Annotated in this window: 13 protein-coding genes and 1 other RNA gene; 5 read left to right on the plus strand and 9 right to left on the minus strand. The window is 43.2% G+C overall.

Features of this window, described 5'->3' with window-relative positions; genetic code table 11:
• Window positions 1-2 precede the first annotated feature (2 nt).
• The 5 genes from L3V43_RS00140 to L3V43_RS00160 form a co-directional block, all read right to left on the minus strand.
• Window positions 3-536 (minus strand): Mu transposase C-terminal domain-containing protein, encoded by a 534-nt coding sequence (locus L3V43_RS00140; protein ID WP_237123922.1) that lies wholly within the window; start codon window positions 534-536, stop codon window positions 3-5.
• Window positions 443-1843, minus strand: a complete 1401-nt coding sequence (locus tag L3V43_RS00145; RefSeq protein WP_237115938.1) for a DDE-type integrase/transposase/recombinase — start codon at window positions 1841-1843, stop codon at window positions 443-445. Before L3V43_RS00145 ends, L3V43_RS00140 begins: the two co-directional genes overlap by 94 nt.
• Window positions 1833-2462 (minus strand): TnsA endonuclease N-terminal domain-containing protein, encoded by a 630-nt coding sequence (locus L3V43_RS00150; protein ID WP_237115937.1) that lies wholly within the window; start codon window positions 2460-2462, stop codon window positions 1833-1835. The genes L3V43_RS00145 and L3V43_RS00150 overlap by 11 nt, the downstream gene beginning before the upstream one ends.
• 130 nt (window positions 2463-2592) lie before the next feature.
• An RNA gene (ffs, locus tag L3V43_RS00155) (signal recognition particle sRNA small type) lies at window positions 2593-2689 on the minus strand.
• 146 nt (window positions 2690-2835) lie between these two features.
• On the minus strand, window positions 2836-3714 hold the full coding sequence (locus tag L3V43_RS00160) for a DUF3014 domain-containing protein (RefSeq protein WP_138581350.1): 879 nt from the start codon (window positions 3712-3714) through the stop codon (window positions 2836-2838).
• Window positions 3715-4268: 554 nt separating this feature from the next.
• On the opposite strand from L3V43_RS00160, the gene L3V43_RS00165 reads away from it, so the two are divergent.
• Genes L3V43_RS00165 through L3V43_RS00175 form a run of 3 tightly spaced genes read left to right on the plus strand, consistent with a single transcriptional unit; the run spans window position 4269 to window position 7208 of the window.
• Window positions 4269-5408, plus strand: coding sequence for a patatin-like phospholipase family protein (locus tag L3V43_RS00165; protein WP_045964207.1), 1140 nt, complete (start codon window positions 4269-4271; stop codon window positions 5406-5408).
• Window positions 5409-5441: 33 nt separating this feature from the next.
• The gene (locus L3V43_RS00170; RefSeq protein ID WP_237115936.1) at window positions 5442-6620 is read left to right on the plus strand and encodes a beta-propeller fold lactonase family protein; all 1179 of its coding nucleotides are present in this window, start codon (window positions 5442-5444) and stop codon (window positions 6618-6620) included.
• A 6-nt stretch (window positions 6621-6626) separates the two neighbouring features.
• Complete coding sequence (locus L3V43_RS00175) at window positions 6627-7208, plus strand: GNAT family protein (protein WP_102057099.1); 582 nt, start codon at window positions 6627-6629, stop codon at window positions 7206-7208.
• Window positions 7209-7291: 83 nt separating this feature from the next.
• On the opposite strand, the gene L3V43_RS00180 is transcribed toward L3V43_RS00175, so the two are convergent.
• Window positions 7292-8503: an alpha/beta hydrolase-fold protein gene (locus L3V43_RS00180; RefSeq protein ID WP_102057100.1), complete on the minus strand. Its 1212-nt coding sequence runs from the start codon at window positions 8501-8503 to the stop codon at window positions 7292-7294.
• A gap of 115 nt (window positions 8504-8618) precedes the next feature.
• Between L3V43_RS00180 and L3V43_RS00185 the strand changes: the two genes are divergently transcribed.
• On the plus strand, window positions 8619-10709 hold the full coding sequence (locus L3V43_RS00185) for a winged helix-turn-helix domain-containing protein (protein WP_237115935.1): 2091 nt from the start codon (window positions 8619-8621) through the stop codon (window positions 10707-10709).
• 250 nt (window positions 10710-10959) lie between these two features.
• On the opposite strand, the gene L3V43_RS00190 is transcribed toward L3V43_RS00185, so the two are convergent.
• A complete protein-coding gene (locus tag L3V43_RS00190) occupies window positions 10960-12930 on the minus strand; it encodes a monovalent cation:proton antiporter-2 (CPA2) family protein (protein ID WP_235366689.1) in 1971 nt (656 codons plus the stop codon).
• Window positions 12931-13083: 153 nt separating this feature from the next.
• Between L3V43_RS00190 and L3V43_RS00195 the strand changes: the two genes are divergently transcribed.
• Window positions 13084-13980, plus strand: a complete 897-nt coding sequence (locus tag L3V43_RS00195) for a GGDEF domain-containing protein (RefSeq protein ID WP_102057103.1) — start codon at window positions 13084-13086, stop codon at window positions 13978-13980.
• A gap of 34 nt (window positions 13981-14014) precedes the next feature.
• Here L3V43_RS00195 and L3V43_RS00200 read toward each other — a convergent pair whose 3' ends face one another.
• Together L3V43_RS00200 and tilS are read right to left on the minus strand one after the other, a co-directional pair.
• Window positions 14015-14362 carry a hypothetical protein gene (locus L3V43_RS00200; protein ID WP_206471036.1) on the minus strand — a complete coding sequence of 116 codons (348 nt, stop codon included), beginning with the start codon at window positions 14360-14362 and terminating at the stop codon, window positions 14015-14017.
• Complete coding sequence (tilS, locus tag L3V43_RS00205; RefSeq protein ID WP_237115934.1) at window positions 14355-15662, minus strand: tRNA lysidine(34) synthetase TilS; 1308 nt, start codon at window positions 15660-15662, stop codon at window positions 14355-14357. The genes L3V43_RS00200 and tilS overlap by 8 nt, the downstream gene beginning before the upstream one ends.
• Window positions 15663-15693: the final 31 nt, after the last annotated feature.

A 15693-nucleotide genomic window follows, 5' to 3' on the forward strand; every position in this document is an offset into this window, starting at 1 on the left:
AACTAAAACGCCTCAAGATCTGAGACAAAATCATCCCAACTATCATCGTCTTTTTTAGGCTTAGTGTCAGCGGGGGTTGGTTCGGCTTGCTTTGTTTCAGGCGTTTTAGCAATGGATTTGACTTGAGTGTTGTCTACGCCCTGTGCCCGAGCAATTGCTTTGGTGCCAGTGACTTTGGTTTTTGACCCTACGTTTTTAAGCTGTCGCGCTTCTTCTTTCACTCGCTCATCAATAAATTGCCGCGCCTTGGCAAGCCCCAATAAATCTACTTTGCCTTGAATATAGTCTCTGTGAAACTTAAGATGGATTTTATGCCTGATCAGAGACAAACCCATTGTATAGCCCTCTGAGTCAATGCTTGGCACTTTTATATAGTGCTCTAACGCATCTAGGTAGACGTATACATACGACAGATCATCTGGGTTTATTTTAACCTTAACCTTTATGCTCTTTTTGGGGCTGTATCGCTTGCGGTATAAAGAGAGTTCGTCACTGTCGTAGTTAATATGTAGATTCTTAATGCCCCCTTTGCGCAATGTTTTCTCTTTCGCCATGCACATAACAACATCAGCTTGTCTGTATCTTGTTCCGTTAACTGTGCAGGAGGCAGTGCAGCAAACCCTTTGTTCCAGTCTTCATGGGGGATATATCTAAATCTCGCGTCAGCGGATTGATGATAAACATCAACAATCCACTTATGAAACAACATGGTAAAGGTACCAAAACGCAATATGGCATCTTTTTTCGGGTTATAATCGTGCCTTGCGAGCATGTTTGAGAATGTTTTACCGGGGAATGGCGAAAGCATCATTTCATTAATGGTTTTAAAAAACTGCTCAACAAAGGGCTTAAGCCAAGGTTTGCCAACAGGGTTATAGCTAATATTTACGCCAACCTCTTCACACGCAAGCTCTAATGACTGACACCAAAATTCGGCACCATTATCAACCACTAAAGTTTCTATCTTTCCACAACACGGCCATTCATTGACGACTTCTGGATAGGTACTTTTAAGATAGCTTTTTGGCTTCATTGCATGACTTATCGCTCTGCGCACAGCATCGTAACCAGGACTCTGAAAACCTAGGTAAAAGCCAACAACGCAGTGGCTATAAACATCAATGAGCAAGGTTAAAGTTGGTCTTCCCAATGGCACATCAAGTTCATCGTCCAATAGAATGAGATCCAGTGGTGTATGGTCTATTTCAACACGCTCAAGCACTCTAGTGGGCCTTTTATGGCTCATCACTTTGTTGTATTCAATGTCGGCTAAGCGTTTACCATAGCGTTCAAGCATCACCTCATACTGAGGTAGGTTATCAATGCGGTTTTTAAACGCTTTATAGGTAAGTGGTTTTAGTGGTTCATCTAACACTTTTTCATTTTCTAAAACGATTTGGTCACAATAAAAACGGTGTGCTGATGCTACATTCGGGATTTCTTTCGTCAGATAACGTGTGAGGGCAATCTCAAAAAATTTGTCTGTATCGGTGCGGGCTTGGCGGTTGCCCTTGCGATGATGCTTTGGGATCAAAGCATGAATGTCTTCTTCGGCTTTGATATAGTCCGCGTGCCAACCAGCAACTGTACGCCACTTTGGCTTTTCTTGTCCTGGAAAATCAGGCATTTCAGCCAGTAGTGGTGCTAAGTTTTTCTGCGTCCAACCACCAACTAAACGCTGTTTAAGCCACTTGATATACTTAAGCCGAGCAAGTGTGGCATCTTGCACTTCCTTGGGTAATGACTCTAAATCACGAGGTTGAGGGTTAGGCTCTTCCGGCTTAGCGGTTTCAGCTAACTTTTTCGGTGCTTCTTCAAAGCTAAACTCGTCTTCAAACTCCATCAGCCCAAATCACCGACTCTAAAGTAAGTTCTGTGTTTAAGTCTGAATTAACACTGCCTAATGACAATAAGCGATAAACCGAGGCAAGCACCTCTCCAATGGAGGCTTTTAGGGTCATCACCAAATCTTGAATAGTGAGTTTTCGCCACTGATTAAGCAACTGAATAATGGAAAGCTGAAGATCGGTTAAAGACTGAAAGCCAGAGTAACGATGAAGCAACTTTAAATTGTCTAAAGCTGGATAAACACGAATTTGCTTGTCGGTAACTAATATCAGCTCAATGCCTAATTGTTCTTTGGCAACCAGCTGTTTTTGCGCAAAGCGAGCTCTAAATTCAGGATTTGATATTTTACTAAAGGGTTTAACTTCAATAAGTTTTTGCGGCTTTTTATGGTGCGTTATCAAAAAATCAGGAGTGTACCCGCAAACCTTGCCATTGAATTCATATCCAAATACTAACGGTTGAGCCTCAAAGGCTTTTATTTCACGAGAGTATTCAAAGTGAAAGCACGCATCGAATTCTAAGGATGATTCAACTAAGCAAGTGGCTTTGTTCTTTTGACTTGCGAACTTGTAGAGGTTTTTGACTCTGGAGCGACTTATTTTGTGCCTTATCATAACCATCACCGAATATGTGAGACGATTTAAAAGTAGGCTATGCAGGGTTATATTTCAATTTTTATGCGGGGTTTTACTACAAATTTGCAGACTTACACTTCAAACAACACTTGGAGTGTTTGGGTGGCAGTCTTACCAGCCACATCCCGGCACACAAGTCATACGCTGTGGCTGCTTCGTTCCCGACCTGACCAGATTCACGTACTATTGTTGCGAGAGGACCAATAAGACTACCATTGAGGGCCTTGTTTGGCGCGGGTAGAATTATCTCGAAGATTGCAGGGGGATGCAAGGGAAAAGTCAAAAAGCTTGGCTAACTGGGTGATGTTTAAACAGTTTGCCAAGCTTTTATGGGTTTTATGAGACTATGCGCTTATTTGTTCAACGCTATTTTGATTTCTTCTAGACGCTTTTTCACTTTTTTCATGTTTTCAGGGCCCATTCTTAAAAACTGTTTTTGCGCCGGAGAAAGTTGCTCCCATTCTGCATAAGCATATTTATAGGTAACTGAGTCTTTTACCAAAGGCAGTGCGGTGTCTGGAATGGGTGTTGCCAACAACTCGTCGATTGCATCAGTTAACGTGCCGTTGAATGCATCTCCTTCGTAGCCTATTTCTTCGTATGCTTCTTCAAACAATGGTTTGTATTGGTCATATAGTCTAACCACTTGCGCGGTACTCATGGTGTCGAACATGGCGACATAAGGTGTGTAACGCTCGTAGCTGTTAGGATCGGTAATAATAATGTCGTCATCAATTACGCTAAAGCTATCTTGCGGCTTCACCACTGGTGCGTGGTTTTCTGCCACTTTACCTTTTGCCAGGTTATCTACATAAACCACCGTACGGCGGATCACATCGTCGTCTGCCAGCAATTTTACCGCTTGATTAGAAAGATAATTCGATACCGCTTCTTTAATTTCAGTATCACTTTGTGAAAGCGGCGGTAGTGTTACTTCAGGTTCAACTGGTTCTACTTGCTCTGGCTCGATTTGCTCTCGTTGCGGTGGCAAGGTTACTTCAGGTTCAACCACTTGCTCAGGTGGTGTTTCTCTTGCGGTATTGACCAGTGGAGTTTCTGTTTGTTCAGGCACAACAATGTCTTGTTTTACCTTTTGGTTTTCCGTCGATGGAGTGTCTTTTTGTGCTAGCACAAACACAGCCACAATAATCAACGCTAGTACAACTACTGCGGCAAATAACAACTGGCTGTTAGAAGGTCTTTTATTACCTTCTTGATGATTCTCTGACATGGGGACTCCCTCTTCGTCATTGTTGATACGCGTTAATGTAAAACTATCACCAAATACTTGACTAATAACTTAATGCGCGCTGAAACCCTAAAAAAATGCGTTGTGGTGCAAACTCTGGCTACACCTTGTTCAAACATTTGATCTTAATAAAAATACTTGAGCACCGAACTTAAGTTCAGTACATTGAAGTTAAGCTAAATTGCCACTTTATTAAATACAAAATCGCGCCAATTAGCGACTAAATTAAACCGCTAGTTTGTTAAAATTTGTTTGTGCCACCATAGCGCTTTAGTGCTTAAATTTCAAAATAATAGCCTGATATGTTGCGCGGGTATGTGCACTCAGACAACTTGGGTTTTAGCTAGGTTCAACTAGAATAAATAATACAACCTATAAGCGGCTTAAGGGCAAAGTGGCACTTTACTACTAAAAATAACGCATTTACTGGAGTTATCAACTCTTTGCACCTAAAGCATTGCAACATCAACAAAGATAAATAACGCATAAAAAGACCAAATTTAAATTAAGCAAATTTAACTGCAGGATGGCCTCTTTTGAGAAAGCATAGAACGAGTGATAAAAAAATTGCCTTACTACTGACTGGAGGTGGTGCAAGGGCCGCTTATCAAGTTGGGGTATTAAAGGCGCTTGCGCAAAGTATGCCTCGTACTTCTCCCCTCCCTTTTGAAATCATTACTGGTACCTCTGCCGGCGCAATTAACTCGGCGGGAATTGCCTGTTACGCATCTTGCTTTCACCTTGCGGTGAAAAAAGTGGAATATATTTGGAAGAACTTTAGCACCGATATGGTGTACAAAAGCTCGTTTACCGGTGCATACGGCCATTTATTTGCCAATATGATGCGCAGCTTTCAAGCGCAATACCTTAATCAGCCACCAGCCAGCTTGTTAAATAACTCGCCGCTTCGAAAGCTGCTGGCCAATGTGCTTGATTTAAATCGCATCGATCATAATCTACACCGCCATTATCTTGATGCCATCGCGATTACGGTTTCGAGCTATTCTACTGGTAAATCAGTGGCGTTTTATCAGGCGAACAATGCTGAGCCTTGGCAGCGCTCAAAGCGCGAAGGTGTTCCGGGCACAATTTCGCTCGACTTACTCATGGCAAGTTCGGCTATACCTATGGTGTTTCCAAGCGTGCGCGTTAAGCATCATTACTATGGTGATGGCTCTATCCACCAGCTCTCCCCACTTAGCCCTGCCATTCACTTAGGTGCGGATAAAATCTTTGTGATTGGTGTTGAGCAGCCTAAACTACCACAGCCGCTCGGTTATGAGCCGCATTTTCCAGGAATGTCTGTGGTCGCCGGTCACCTACTAGACAGTGTGTTTAGCGATACCTTAAATTCAGACATCGAACGGCTCGACCGCGTCAACCGTACGGTAAGCTTGCTACCGGCCAGAGAAAAGCACAAAGAGCTTAGACGAGTAGATCATATGCTCATCAAGCCAACGGTTAATTTTAATGAAGTCGCAGATCATTATTACGAAGATATGCCGTTGGCAATCAAGCTGTTACTCAGAACCATGGGGGTTAAAAAGCATTCTCCGTCGAGTTTAACGAGTTACTTGCTGTTTGAGCGTACTTATACACAAAAACTCATTGAGCTTGGATTTGAAGACGGCATGAACCGCTTGGACGAAATGAGAGAGTTTTTGGAACTCAAATAAGATTTACAATAATAAAAATAGGTAGTGAAAAAGATGTATAAACCTACTATAAGTGCACTTCTGCTTATCGCACTTGGGTCAATTTCATTTAGCGCACACAGCCAAACGTTCGACGTTGTTCAAACCATCCAAAATAACACCGCAGGGTTTAGCGGCTTAGATAATCCAAGGCAGCTGCGTTTTAATCACCTAGGTACGCAGGCCGTTGCAGTAAGTGGCGACGATAACGCAGTGGTTACATTTTCGCTTAATGCAAATAAACAGCTAGTCCAAGATCAACTCTTTCAATCGAGCGGTGCGCACCCGCTTTTACTTACTGGCGCATCCGATGCGGTATTCGTAAATAGCAATCTCATTCTTAACACTAGCTTTTACGATGGTGCATTAAATGTGTTTGCAAAAGATAAAGCGGGTAAGTTTAACCTTGTGCAAACCTTTTCTGACGAAGTGTCTTACAAAGTGGTGTTTGATCCAACCAAAAATGCCTCAGCTCATGACACCCTTGGCTTGTTTGCACCTTGGAAAATTAGTTTAAGTGGCGACAAGCGCTATGCATTTATCCCAAGTTATAAAAGCAATACCATCACTGCTTTTAGGATCACGCCTACAAACAGCGTGACGTGGCTCGGCCCTATTGATAGCGCTGAGCAAACTGATATGGGTGGGCCTGTGGATGTGCTAGTAAGTAAAGAGGCTAACGCGCTTATCGTTGCAGGTTATGAAGGCGATGTCATTACGCTGTGGCAACAGACAAAAGGTACTTATACTGTTAAGCAGCGCATCGTTAAAGACGACACTAACCTGCTCGCACTCAGTAAACCACAAGCCTTGGTTGCAAGCTCAGATTTCACTGTTTTTTATGTTGCTGCGGCGGGCAGTAACAGCATTTTAGCCTTTGAGCGTCAACAAAACGGCCAATATCATTTGCTCCAGACCATTGATGCAAACCAAGTTGGCAAGCCACTTAACGGTGTCTCCTCCTTGTTACTTGCTGCTGATGGCAAAAGGTTGTTCGCAGCCTCTGAGAGTAGCTCTGGTATTGCAGAGTTTAGCGTTACCGCAACAGGCAAGCTCACACATATCGCAACTTTTGATGATTTGACCAATCCCTTAGCCAATATATCGGCCTTGGCTTTTGTAACTGACCCAAATCACTTAGCTGTATCTCTTGCAAAACAAGATACCATCAAAATACTCAAAATAAGGAAGTAGTAACGCATGTGGCCAACTAATAAACCACTGATAGGACACCATGTCACCCTTGAACCATTATCAACAACCCATGTTAATGCGCTGCAACAAGCAGTAAAAGATGGTGAAGCTTGGAAGCTTTGGTATGCCAATGTGCCCAATCCAGACGATATGGAACGCTATGTTAACACTGCGATAAGCCAAGCATCTGAAGGCAACCTTGCGTATGTGGTAAGGCTAAATAGCAGCAACGAAATTGTGGGAACCACCCGCTATTACAATGCAGATATAGCCAATCGCCGTGCCATGCTAGGCTATACTTGGTACAGCGATAAAGTGCGTCGAACAGCGGTTAACACCGAGTGTAAGCTTTTGCTGTTACAGCAACTTTTTGAAGATTTTGACGCCATTGCCGTGGAGTTTAGAACTCACTTTTTCAACCATGCCTCTCGCAGTGCCATTGAGCGACTTGGCGCCAAACTCGATGGTATCTTGCGCAGCCACCAGATCGGTAGAAACAGCGAGCTAAGAGACACTGTTGTGTATTCGATTATCGCCTCAGAATGGCCCACCGTTAAGCAGCATTTATTGAGCAAGCTCGACAGATAGGTAGTAAAAGCATAAAAGATCGCAGGGTGAACCTGCTCCTACTCCGTGTTGTAGGAGACGCTTTACGCGGCGATCTGTATAGCTTACTGCACAATTTTACTTTTTGCTTGAGCTATCATACTTTCAAAATAATCATATACTGACGGGTCGTCGACTTGCTGTGCTTTCGCAAGTTGCAAGGCGTGATTAAAGCTTTTCAGCGCCTTGTTATACGCTTTATTCTCTAAATATCCATGGCCTAGGCTTGCATGCGCATAAGACGAGTCGGGATAACGCGTGACAAATGCATTTAAAGTCGCAAGTGCAGCGTCTAGACGTTTATGGCTGGTTTGCGCGTCAGCAAGTGCTCTGTATATAGACTCTGGCACTAACACATCAAACTCATAGCGCTTAGAGAGCTTTAGATAATAATCTTCAATATCAGGGATATGCGCATATTTTCCTGCTTCTTCATTAAGCTCAAAGTAAAAATCATCAAAAAGTTTCGTTAATCCTTCATAGAGACTTGGGTAAAACGTAGTTTGATGCGTTTCCAATTCTTTGAGGCTAAATTGCCAATTTACTTCTTTTGATCGAAGTGCTTTCAGGTTTGACGCAACTCGCATACCGTTGGTGTAAAAGTCGCCACCTTCCCCAGCGATACTAATATACAGATTGCGACGTAAATCATGAGCTGAGTTGCTAAGTGCTTTAAACTGCTGATCGAGCTCTTCCTCACCCCACCAACCTGGCGGGCTAATAAGCAGATAATTAGTAAATATCTCTGGCTTATTTAGAAAGGTGTGTAGTCCGTAGATCCCACCATTGGAATACCCTACTAACGTACGATTAGGTTTGAGTAAATATTGTGACTCAATGAAAGGAAATAACTCTTGAGTTAAGAAGGCTGTAAACTCGGTTGTCTTGCCAAATTGAGGAAACTTCTCTTTAATCCAGCGCTGTCTATCACTTTGAGCCTCACCGTTAATTGGCGGTAAGTAGTCTCTAGTTCTCACCGTGGTTTTCAACCCAACAACGATGGTAGCTGGTATTTTTCCAGTACTAACCAAAGATTCCACAATGCCCACGGTTTGGGTAAAAAAGAATTCTGCATCGAGTAAGTACAACACTTGATATTGTTTCTTAGGGTCATAATCATTTGGCGTATAAACCATGACCTCCCTATTCTCACTTAATATCTTAGATGCAAAAGTTATTTTAGACCCAATCGTGATGGCTTGTTGTTCTAATGTTTGCCCATACACCTTGCCCAATGCTGCAAGTAGCATTAACAATAGCAAAATAATAAAACGCATGACTTTCCTTTTTAGTTTATTTTTATCAGTGTGTTACATTAGAAAAAAACAGAGCGATAAAACAGCAAAGTTTGCTGATTTTTCGCTGATAATTCGCTGAAAAAAGAATTTAAAAATGGAATTAAAGCAGTTTTTGATTGCGGGGCACCTTGTGGATGTAAACCGCAATCATATTGTTATCGACCAACAAACTTATGCGCTCCCCCCTAAAGCAATAGCGGTGCTTTGTGAATTGGCAAAACAACCAAGAGAAGTGGTGAGCTTTGAGCAACTACTTAACACCGTTTGGCACGGCAGAGTTGTTTCTCCAAATACATTGCAGCGCTGCATTTTCCAAATTCGCCAAGTATTCAAAAATGCAGATAGTGAGTTAGAGTTTATAAAAACGCACAGCAAAAAAGGCTATAGTTTAGAGGCATCCGTTACGTCAACAAGCAATAAGCCGAGCGCGCATAAAGCGACTCAAAAATCTCGCCCACGCGCTGCAAAATTTGGGGTAGCGGCACTAGCGATAGTTATCACGGCTTATCTCTTTACGGTTATAATTCAACCAAAAATCAACCCCAGAGTACCGATTCAACCTACTTTTACTCCAATGACCACAAGTGACGCATGGGATGCAAATGCCAGCTACTCACCCAATGGACAATGGATTGTTTTTCAGCGCTTTAGCGATAATTGCCATAGTCAGCTTTGGGTAAAAAATCTAGCCTCGCACAAAACCTCTCGTTTAACCGCTCGCCAGGGCGTATACGGAAAACCAAGTTGGTCACACGACGCAAAGCAACTAACTTTTACCGAACGGAGTCATTGCAAGGCTCAAGAGACGTCTCCCTTTTGCTGGTCTTTAAACACACTAAATCTCGATACTGCAATCAACTCACCACAAAATCCACATGCCGTTATTGCTTGCCAAGAAAAGCCCATATGGCGTCCAAATTGGATGAAAAATGGCGAGATCAGTTACTTATCTCATTTACGTCCCAAACAAGCAGTGCCCTACCTTTTTGATTTAAAGACAAAAAAAAGCCGCACTACCGAGTATATGCCAAACTTTGAAAACTACACTCTTGACTATATTGCAGATAAAAATGTTTTCGCAATGGTAAGCATTGATGAGCACAACTCTCATCACCTGAATATTTACAATCCCGATAAGACACCAACGATCACGGCAAAGATATTACTACCGCACGAATTGTCACCATTACAGCCAATTGAAGTCAGTTATCATCCAAGCGGCGAGTATTTGCTCGCATCGACGACTAATGGACTTTATAAACTGGAAACCAACGGGAGAATGGTTGCACTTGATACTGGGGGTAGAAAGAATCTAAGGGAGGCTTCTTTTTCAGCTGATGGAAAACAGATTTTAGCGACACAGATAAATGCCGATACCGATATTTTTACATTAAGTCTTGCTCAAATACGAAATCACCAAACCACTGCGGCAGCAAAGATAGCCAGAACAACAATGAAGGAAGACAACCCTCAGTTTCAACCTTATGGTGATCATATTGCTTTTACGTCTACACGTACTGGTTCAAGGCAATTATGGCTTTACAATGACCAAGGTGTTGCACAGCTTACCGATTCACAGCAAGACAATATCAGCAAACGAATTGTGTGGTCTCCTGCGGGTAATGAGATAGCGGGCACAACACAACAAGGACTCACTATTTGGTCTTTAAATGGTGAGAAAACCCTCATTGCTAATTCGCTTGCCATTGATTCTGTCCTGCAGTGGCTAACGCCGAAAACGTTGTTGGTCACAGCAAGAGAGAATGGAAACGCGGGGCTTTACATTATAAACAAAGATACCCAAGAAGCTTCACTCATTGTTTCTGAAAATGTAGTTTGGGCCGCACAAGTAGATAGTGGGCATTTTCTTTATCAAGATATGAGTCAGCGTTTTTGGCTTGTTAACACAAACACTGCTCCTACACCGACTGAGATCCATGCGTTACGCGCTCAGTTAGCGCAGCCATTTGCCGTTTATAAAGATGGTATATTGTACGGCGTAAACAACGACAACCAGCTATGGTCTTATCATCTCAGTACAGGGATATATCAACGCCTTGCAGAGGTACCCAGTAATAGCCGTTACTTGGCAGATTTTAACGGTGAAACCTTTTTGTTTACTCAAATGCATTTGATGCAAAAGCATATCGTGTCATTTAATACACCTGATGATCAAGGCACATAGATAGAGCAAGAACGCAGGCCTACTCCGTGTTGTAGGAGACGCATTATGCGGCGATATGTGACAACAAAGGCAACACTCAGGATCGCAGGATAAACCTGCTCCTACTCCGTGTTGTAGGAGACGCTTTACGCGGCGAGCAGTAGCCACATAACAACACTCAAAATCGCAGAATGAACCTGCTCCTACTCCATGTCGTAGGAGACGCTTTACGCGGCGATCTGTTAAAAAAGCATAAATTTAAGAAACGTTATTACGGTAGGCCATCGAGTAAAAACTGCTCCGCACGTTCAACGCGGCGGGGTTTCCCCTTTAACAGCAAAACATCATTAACGCGTAAAATGGTTTGCTCATCTGGTTGAGCAATTTCTTCGCCGTCACGCCTTAACGCAGTAATATCAACGCGCTTAACGTTGAGCTCAAGCTCAGCAATTGACTTGTTAACAGCAAATGCATGGTCAGGCAAAGCAATGGCATGCAGATATTCTAACCGCTCGCCAGTGACTTCATGCAGATCACTGCTGTCTCCAGCAAAAAAACCATGTAAATACGGATAACGATTTTCTCGCTCTTTACTGACGCGACGAAAAATCCTGCGCATTGGCACGCCAGACATGTACAACACATGAGAAACCAGCATCAAACTTGCTTCTAAAGTTTCTGGCACAACTTCTGCGACGCCCATGGCTTTTAATTGCTCCATGTAGCTGTCATCTTTCATGCGTACCAAGATCTTCACTTCGTGGGTACGCCGACGAATGGCGTCAACAACCACCTGCGTCTGTTCAAAGTCATCAAAGGTAATGATAACCAAGCGCGCTTTATCAATATTTGCTGACTTTAACAGCGTTTTTTGTGCCGCATGACCAAATAACACGGGCTCACCCGCAATTTGTGCGTCTTGTACAATTTGCGGGTTGCGCTCTACCGCAATATATGGAATAGCCTCCGGACGTAAAAATCGTGCGATAGTTTGACCAACACGCGCGTAGCCAAAAATCACAACATGATTTTTTAAATCAGCCGCGTTATAACCACTTGGCGCTTCGGGTTGCCAGTCTTTTTCTATTCCCAAGATATTGAGAATATGCGCGGTTTTACTAATAAGATAAGGCGTTAACGCCATAGACAACACGCCAAGCGTGATCAAGAAGGACACTTCATTCTTGTCTAATAATTGATGTTTACTGGCAAGAGCAACCAATACAAAGCCAAATTCCCCCATTTGCCAGATCAAAATACCAGCGCCCCAAGCGTCTTTTTTACGCTCTCCCATTAACTGCGCAACGCCAACGATGATCAACACTTTGATCACAAGCACAGCGCCAAGTGCTGCAACAATATAAATAAACTGGTCGAGCACATAAGGAATATCTAGTTGCATACCCACTGTGACAAAAAAGAGTCCCATTAGAATATCTCGAAACGGTCTAATTTCTGCCTCAAGCTGATGCCGATATTGGCTTTCCCCTAACATCATGCCCGCTAAAAATGCGCCGAGCGCCATTGAAAGTCCGAATGCATAAGTGAGCGAACCCGCGCACAGGGCAACAACTAAAGTAGATAAAACAAAGAGCTCATCTGTTCTTACTAATGCGATTTCGTTAAATATTTTAGGTAGTAACCACTTACCTACTGCCCATAAAACCAGACACACAACCGCACCCTTAGCAAATGCAAAAAGTAGCGCTGACGCCAGCTCTGAATTACTCGCAGAGGAAATAAGCGGAAACGCGATGAGCAGCGGCACAACGGCAATATCTTGGAATAACAACATGCCAATACCGAGCTGACCATGACGTGTGTTGAGCATCCCCAGCTCTTTTAACAGCTTAACCACAACCGCCGTAGAAGAAAGTGCAATGAGGCTTGCAATCACAAATGCACCCACCCACTCATATTGCATAAAACGCAACACAAACATACCAATGATCGTGGTAACGATGACCTGCAAACTCCCTAAACCGAATACTACGTTTCGCATTGCCATTAATTTTGGCACGGAAAATTCAAGCCCTAAACTGAACAGTAAAAACACGATCCCAAGCTCGGCCATAAAGTGGATTTCTTGGCTGTCACTCATCCATCCAATGCCGTGACTGCCTGCAATGACTCCAGTGAGCAAATAAGCCAGAATAGGCGGCAAGCCAATCCGCTTAAAGGACCAGACTAAAATCACTGCACATAACAGCAAGGCAAAAACCTGCGCGAAGATACTTTGCAATCTGCCTCCTGAGCGAAAAAATTGACGGGGAATAAAGGTGGATTTCTTTTTCTTTCTCTTAAATATAGCAAGCGTTTGTTTTTAAGCCAGTTTAAATTTTTGGCACAAAGTTCGCATATTAATCATGTATTGTTGTATTTAAGGGGAAGAAATATGGAAAATGTCCATATTTTGACACAGAGATTGCCGACCAGAGGCGATTACTTGCCGTTCAATTCTGAACAGTATAGTACGCAAGGCGGTGAACACTACGCGCGATTAGTCGACAAACTTCAGACAACACTCAACATTGAAGAGCTGTTGACTATTTACGCGGAGCATGTGGCAAGAATTTCAAAAATTTCGGGGCTCCAGTTCCATTGTAGCCTTGGTGTCTTTCAGATGAAGGACAGCGATAGCCAATTTCCGGCTAGTACCTTTGATCTTGAGCTAGAAAAAGAGCACTTAGGACAGCTGGTGTATTTCAGTGAGTTTCCATTTAGTGAAGCGATCAAGGCAAAATTGTCAAAATTACACGCCTGTTTAATTTACCCAATGCGTAATGCCTTGATGTACAACCGTGTATTGCAATTAGCAACTAAGGACTCTCTAACAGGACTTTATAATCGCAGTCAATTTACTGACAATTTAGAAGAGAAACTCGAGCGTTGCCGTCGTCAACATCGTAATTTTAGCCTAATGCTTTTAGATTTAGACAACTTTAAGCAGGTGAATGATGTTCATGGTCATAAAGCCGGTGATGAAGTGTTGGTTGAGTTTTCACGTATTTTGCAAACCTCAACGCGCGCAACTGATTCGGTATTTAGATTCGGTGGTGATGAGTTCGCCATTTTAATTGACGATCCTGCGTTTACAACCAACAAGGTAATTGCAGAAAGAATTATGGAAGCCGTAAGAAAGTCGAGCATGTTGGCTAAATATACGGTGACCACGAGCATTGGCTTTACGCTGGCATCGAGCCATGATACTGCCGACAACATATTTGCTCGTTCGGATAGCGGCTTATACCGCGCCAAAGCAGCCGGACGAAACTGCGCTCGCGCAGTATAAAAAAACCACTTCCCCTTTTGCTCAGTGTTATGCGTTAACGCTGAGCACCTTTTCCTAAGTATAGGTAGGCCATCAGGGCAAGTGCCGCGCCGTTAAAAAATCCATTTATTACCCATGCAAGCGCAAGGAAATCGGGTAACACTGAAAACATCACCGCAAGCATTGGCGCAAGTAAGCCAAGAATAAAATACATTCCACCCTTACCATGCCAATACAGAAGTAAAAACACGATACTGATAATGCCTGACGCGGAAGCAAATATTTGATTTAGCCATACCACTTCACTCGACATAAAAAGTACAATAAACACCACCGCAGTGAACACCACCGCATAAGGTGCCTTTTGCGCTAACTGTTGGCCAATCTTTTTACTTTCAGTCATCTTTTACTACCCAAATAATGCCATTGTCTTCTGCGTGATCGGCACTCACAAACAATCCGTTCACCGCAACCGGTGTATCATTGTAATAAACAACCGCAATAGAATCACGCTCCCAGCTTGGAATGTGTAAATCTTTTAGCCAATGTTTCAAGGTATTAGAGCCAGGTTTGCTCTGTGGTTTGATTTTATCTTTAAGTCTGCCGTAGCGAATGCTAACGATTTCATCCGTGAAAGGTTTGCGGATCCCCTTGCCAGTTTGTAAAGCAACAGGTGTACTTTGCCCGCTGAGTTCGTTGAGGTTAACGGTCTCAATGTCATGCTTTTGGCTAGTTTCCGTTACCCAATAAAGTGCATCACGATAGCGCCTCACTGCGCCTTGCTTAAAACGAATTTCAAGTTGACTGTCTTGGCGCGATAAAAACGCCTGTTGTACGATTTCATCTAGCTGTTTGTGACTCGGCATCTCTATGCCCTGCTTTGATAGCCACAGTCTGATAACATTATCTCTTCTTGCATAAGAGAGCCGTTGTAAAGCCGTGATATTTAGCGCCATCCGACAACGACACTTTTGCAAGTCTTCTTCACTCACCTCATCAATTATGGCTTGTTGGCGCTGTAAAATATCAATACTGCGCAGTGTGTTACCTACAAAACCTTTGAATCGAGAGGTAAGTAGCGGGATCACCTGATTGCGTAAAAAGTTACGGTCAAACACATCGTCGGCGTTGGACTCATCAGTAATATGCTCAAGGCCAAACTGCTGTGCAAATGCTTCAATGTCACTGCGACTAACGGCTAGTAACGGACGAATACAATATCGCCCTGATGCCAGCTGAGTTGTCGCTCTCATCGCTCCAAGCCCGAGTAATCCAGAGCCGCGCTTTAATCTCAGTAAGAAAGTTTCTACTTGGTCATCGGCATGTTGCCCAAGTACGATTGCAAAACCGGCTTTGGCCGCGTCATCTAAAGCTTGATAGCGAGCTTCGCGTGCTTGCGCTTCAAGGCTAGTACGGGTTTTCCGAGTAATAGCAACCTGTTTTGCAACAAAGGGAACATTGAGTGTTTCACAAAGCGATTTACAAAACTGCTGCCACTGCGTAGCGTGCTGTGACAAGCCATGATTAACATAAACCGCTTGGAGTATAACGTTATGCTTGTTTGCATATTCTCGACAAAGATGGAGCAACACAACCGAATCCACACCACCAGATAAAGCAATACACAACCCTTTGGCGTCAAGGCTGGAACTCAATACCTTTAAACTTGACTCTACTTGTTGGTAAACCCGACTATTAATCATGTTTTCTACAATCAATAAAAAATGCCGCTCA

The organism is Pseudoalteromonas sp. L23 (assembly GCF_021728455.1).
Classification (GTDB): domain Bacteria; phylum Pseudomonadota; class Gammaproteobacteria; order Enterobacterales; family Alteromonadaceae; genus Pseudoalteromonas.

What these genes read in the sequence shown, in the direction of transcription:
- L3V43_RS00145 (WP_237115938.1), bottom strand. Translation starts at nt 1,843, where the DNA reads ATGGAGTTTGAAGACGAGTTTAGCTTTGAAGAAGCACCGAAAAAGTTA.
- L3V43_RS00170 (WP_237115936.1), top strand. Translation starts at nt 5,442, where the DNA reads ATGTATAAACCTACTATAAGTGCACTTCTGCTTATCGCACTTGGGTCA.
- L3V43_RS00195 (WP_102057103.1), top strand. Translation starts at nt 13,084, where the DNA reads ATGGAAAATGTCCATATTTTGACACAGAGATTGCCGACCAGAGGCGAT.
- L3V43_RS00200 (WP_206471036.1), bottom strand. Translation starts at nt 14,362, where the DNA reads ATGACTGAAAGTAAAAAGATTGGCCAACAGTTAGCGCAAAAGGCACCT.
- L3V43_RS00175 (WP_102057099.1), top strand. Translation starts at nt 6,627, where the DNA reads ATGTGGCCAACTAATAAACCACTGATAGGACACCATGTCACCCTTGAA.
- L3V43_RS00185 (WP_237115935.1), top strand. Translation starts at nt 8,619, where the DNA reads ATGGAATTAAAGCAGTTTTTGATTGCGGGGCACCTTGTGGATGTAAAC.
- tilS (WP_237115934.1), bottom strand. Translation starts at nt 15,662, where the DNA reads ATGATTAATAGTCGGGTTTACCAACAAGTAGAGTCAAGTTTAAAGGTA.
- L3V43_RS00150 (WP_237115937.1), bottom strand. Translation starts at nt 2,462, where the DNA reads ATGATAAGGCACAAAATAAGTCGCTCCAGAGTCAAAAACCTCTACAAG.
- L3V43_RS00160 (WP_138581350.1), bottom strand. Translation starts at nt 3,714, where the DNA reads ATGTCAGAGAATCATCAAGAAGGTAATAAAAGACCTTCTAACAGCCAG.
- L3V43_RS00180 (WP_102057100.1), bottom strand. Translation starts at nt 8,503, where the DNA reads ATGCGTTTTATTATTTTGCTATTGTTAATGCTACTTGCAGCATTGGGC.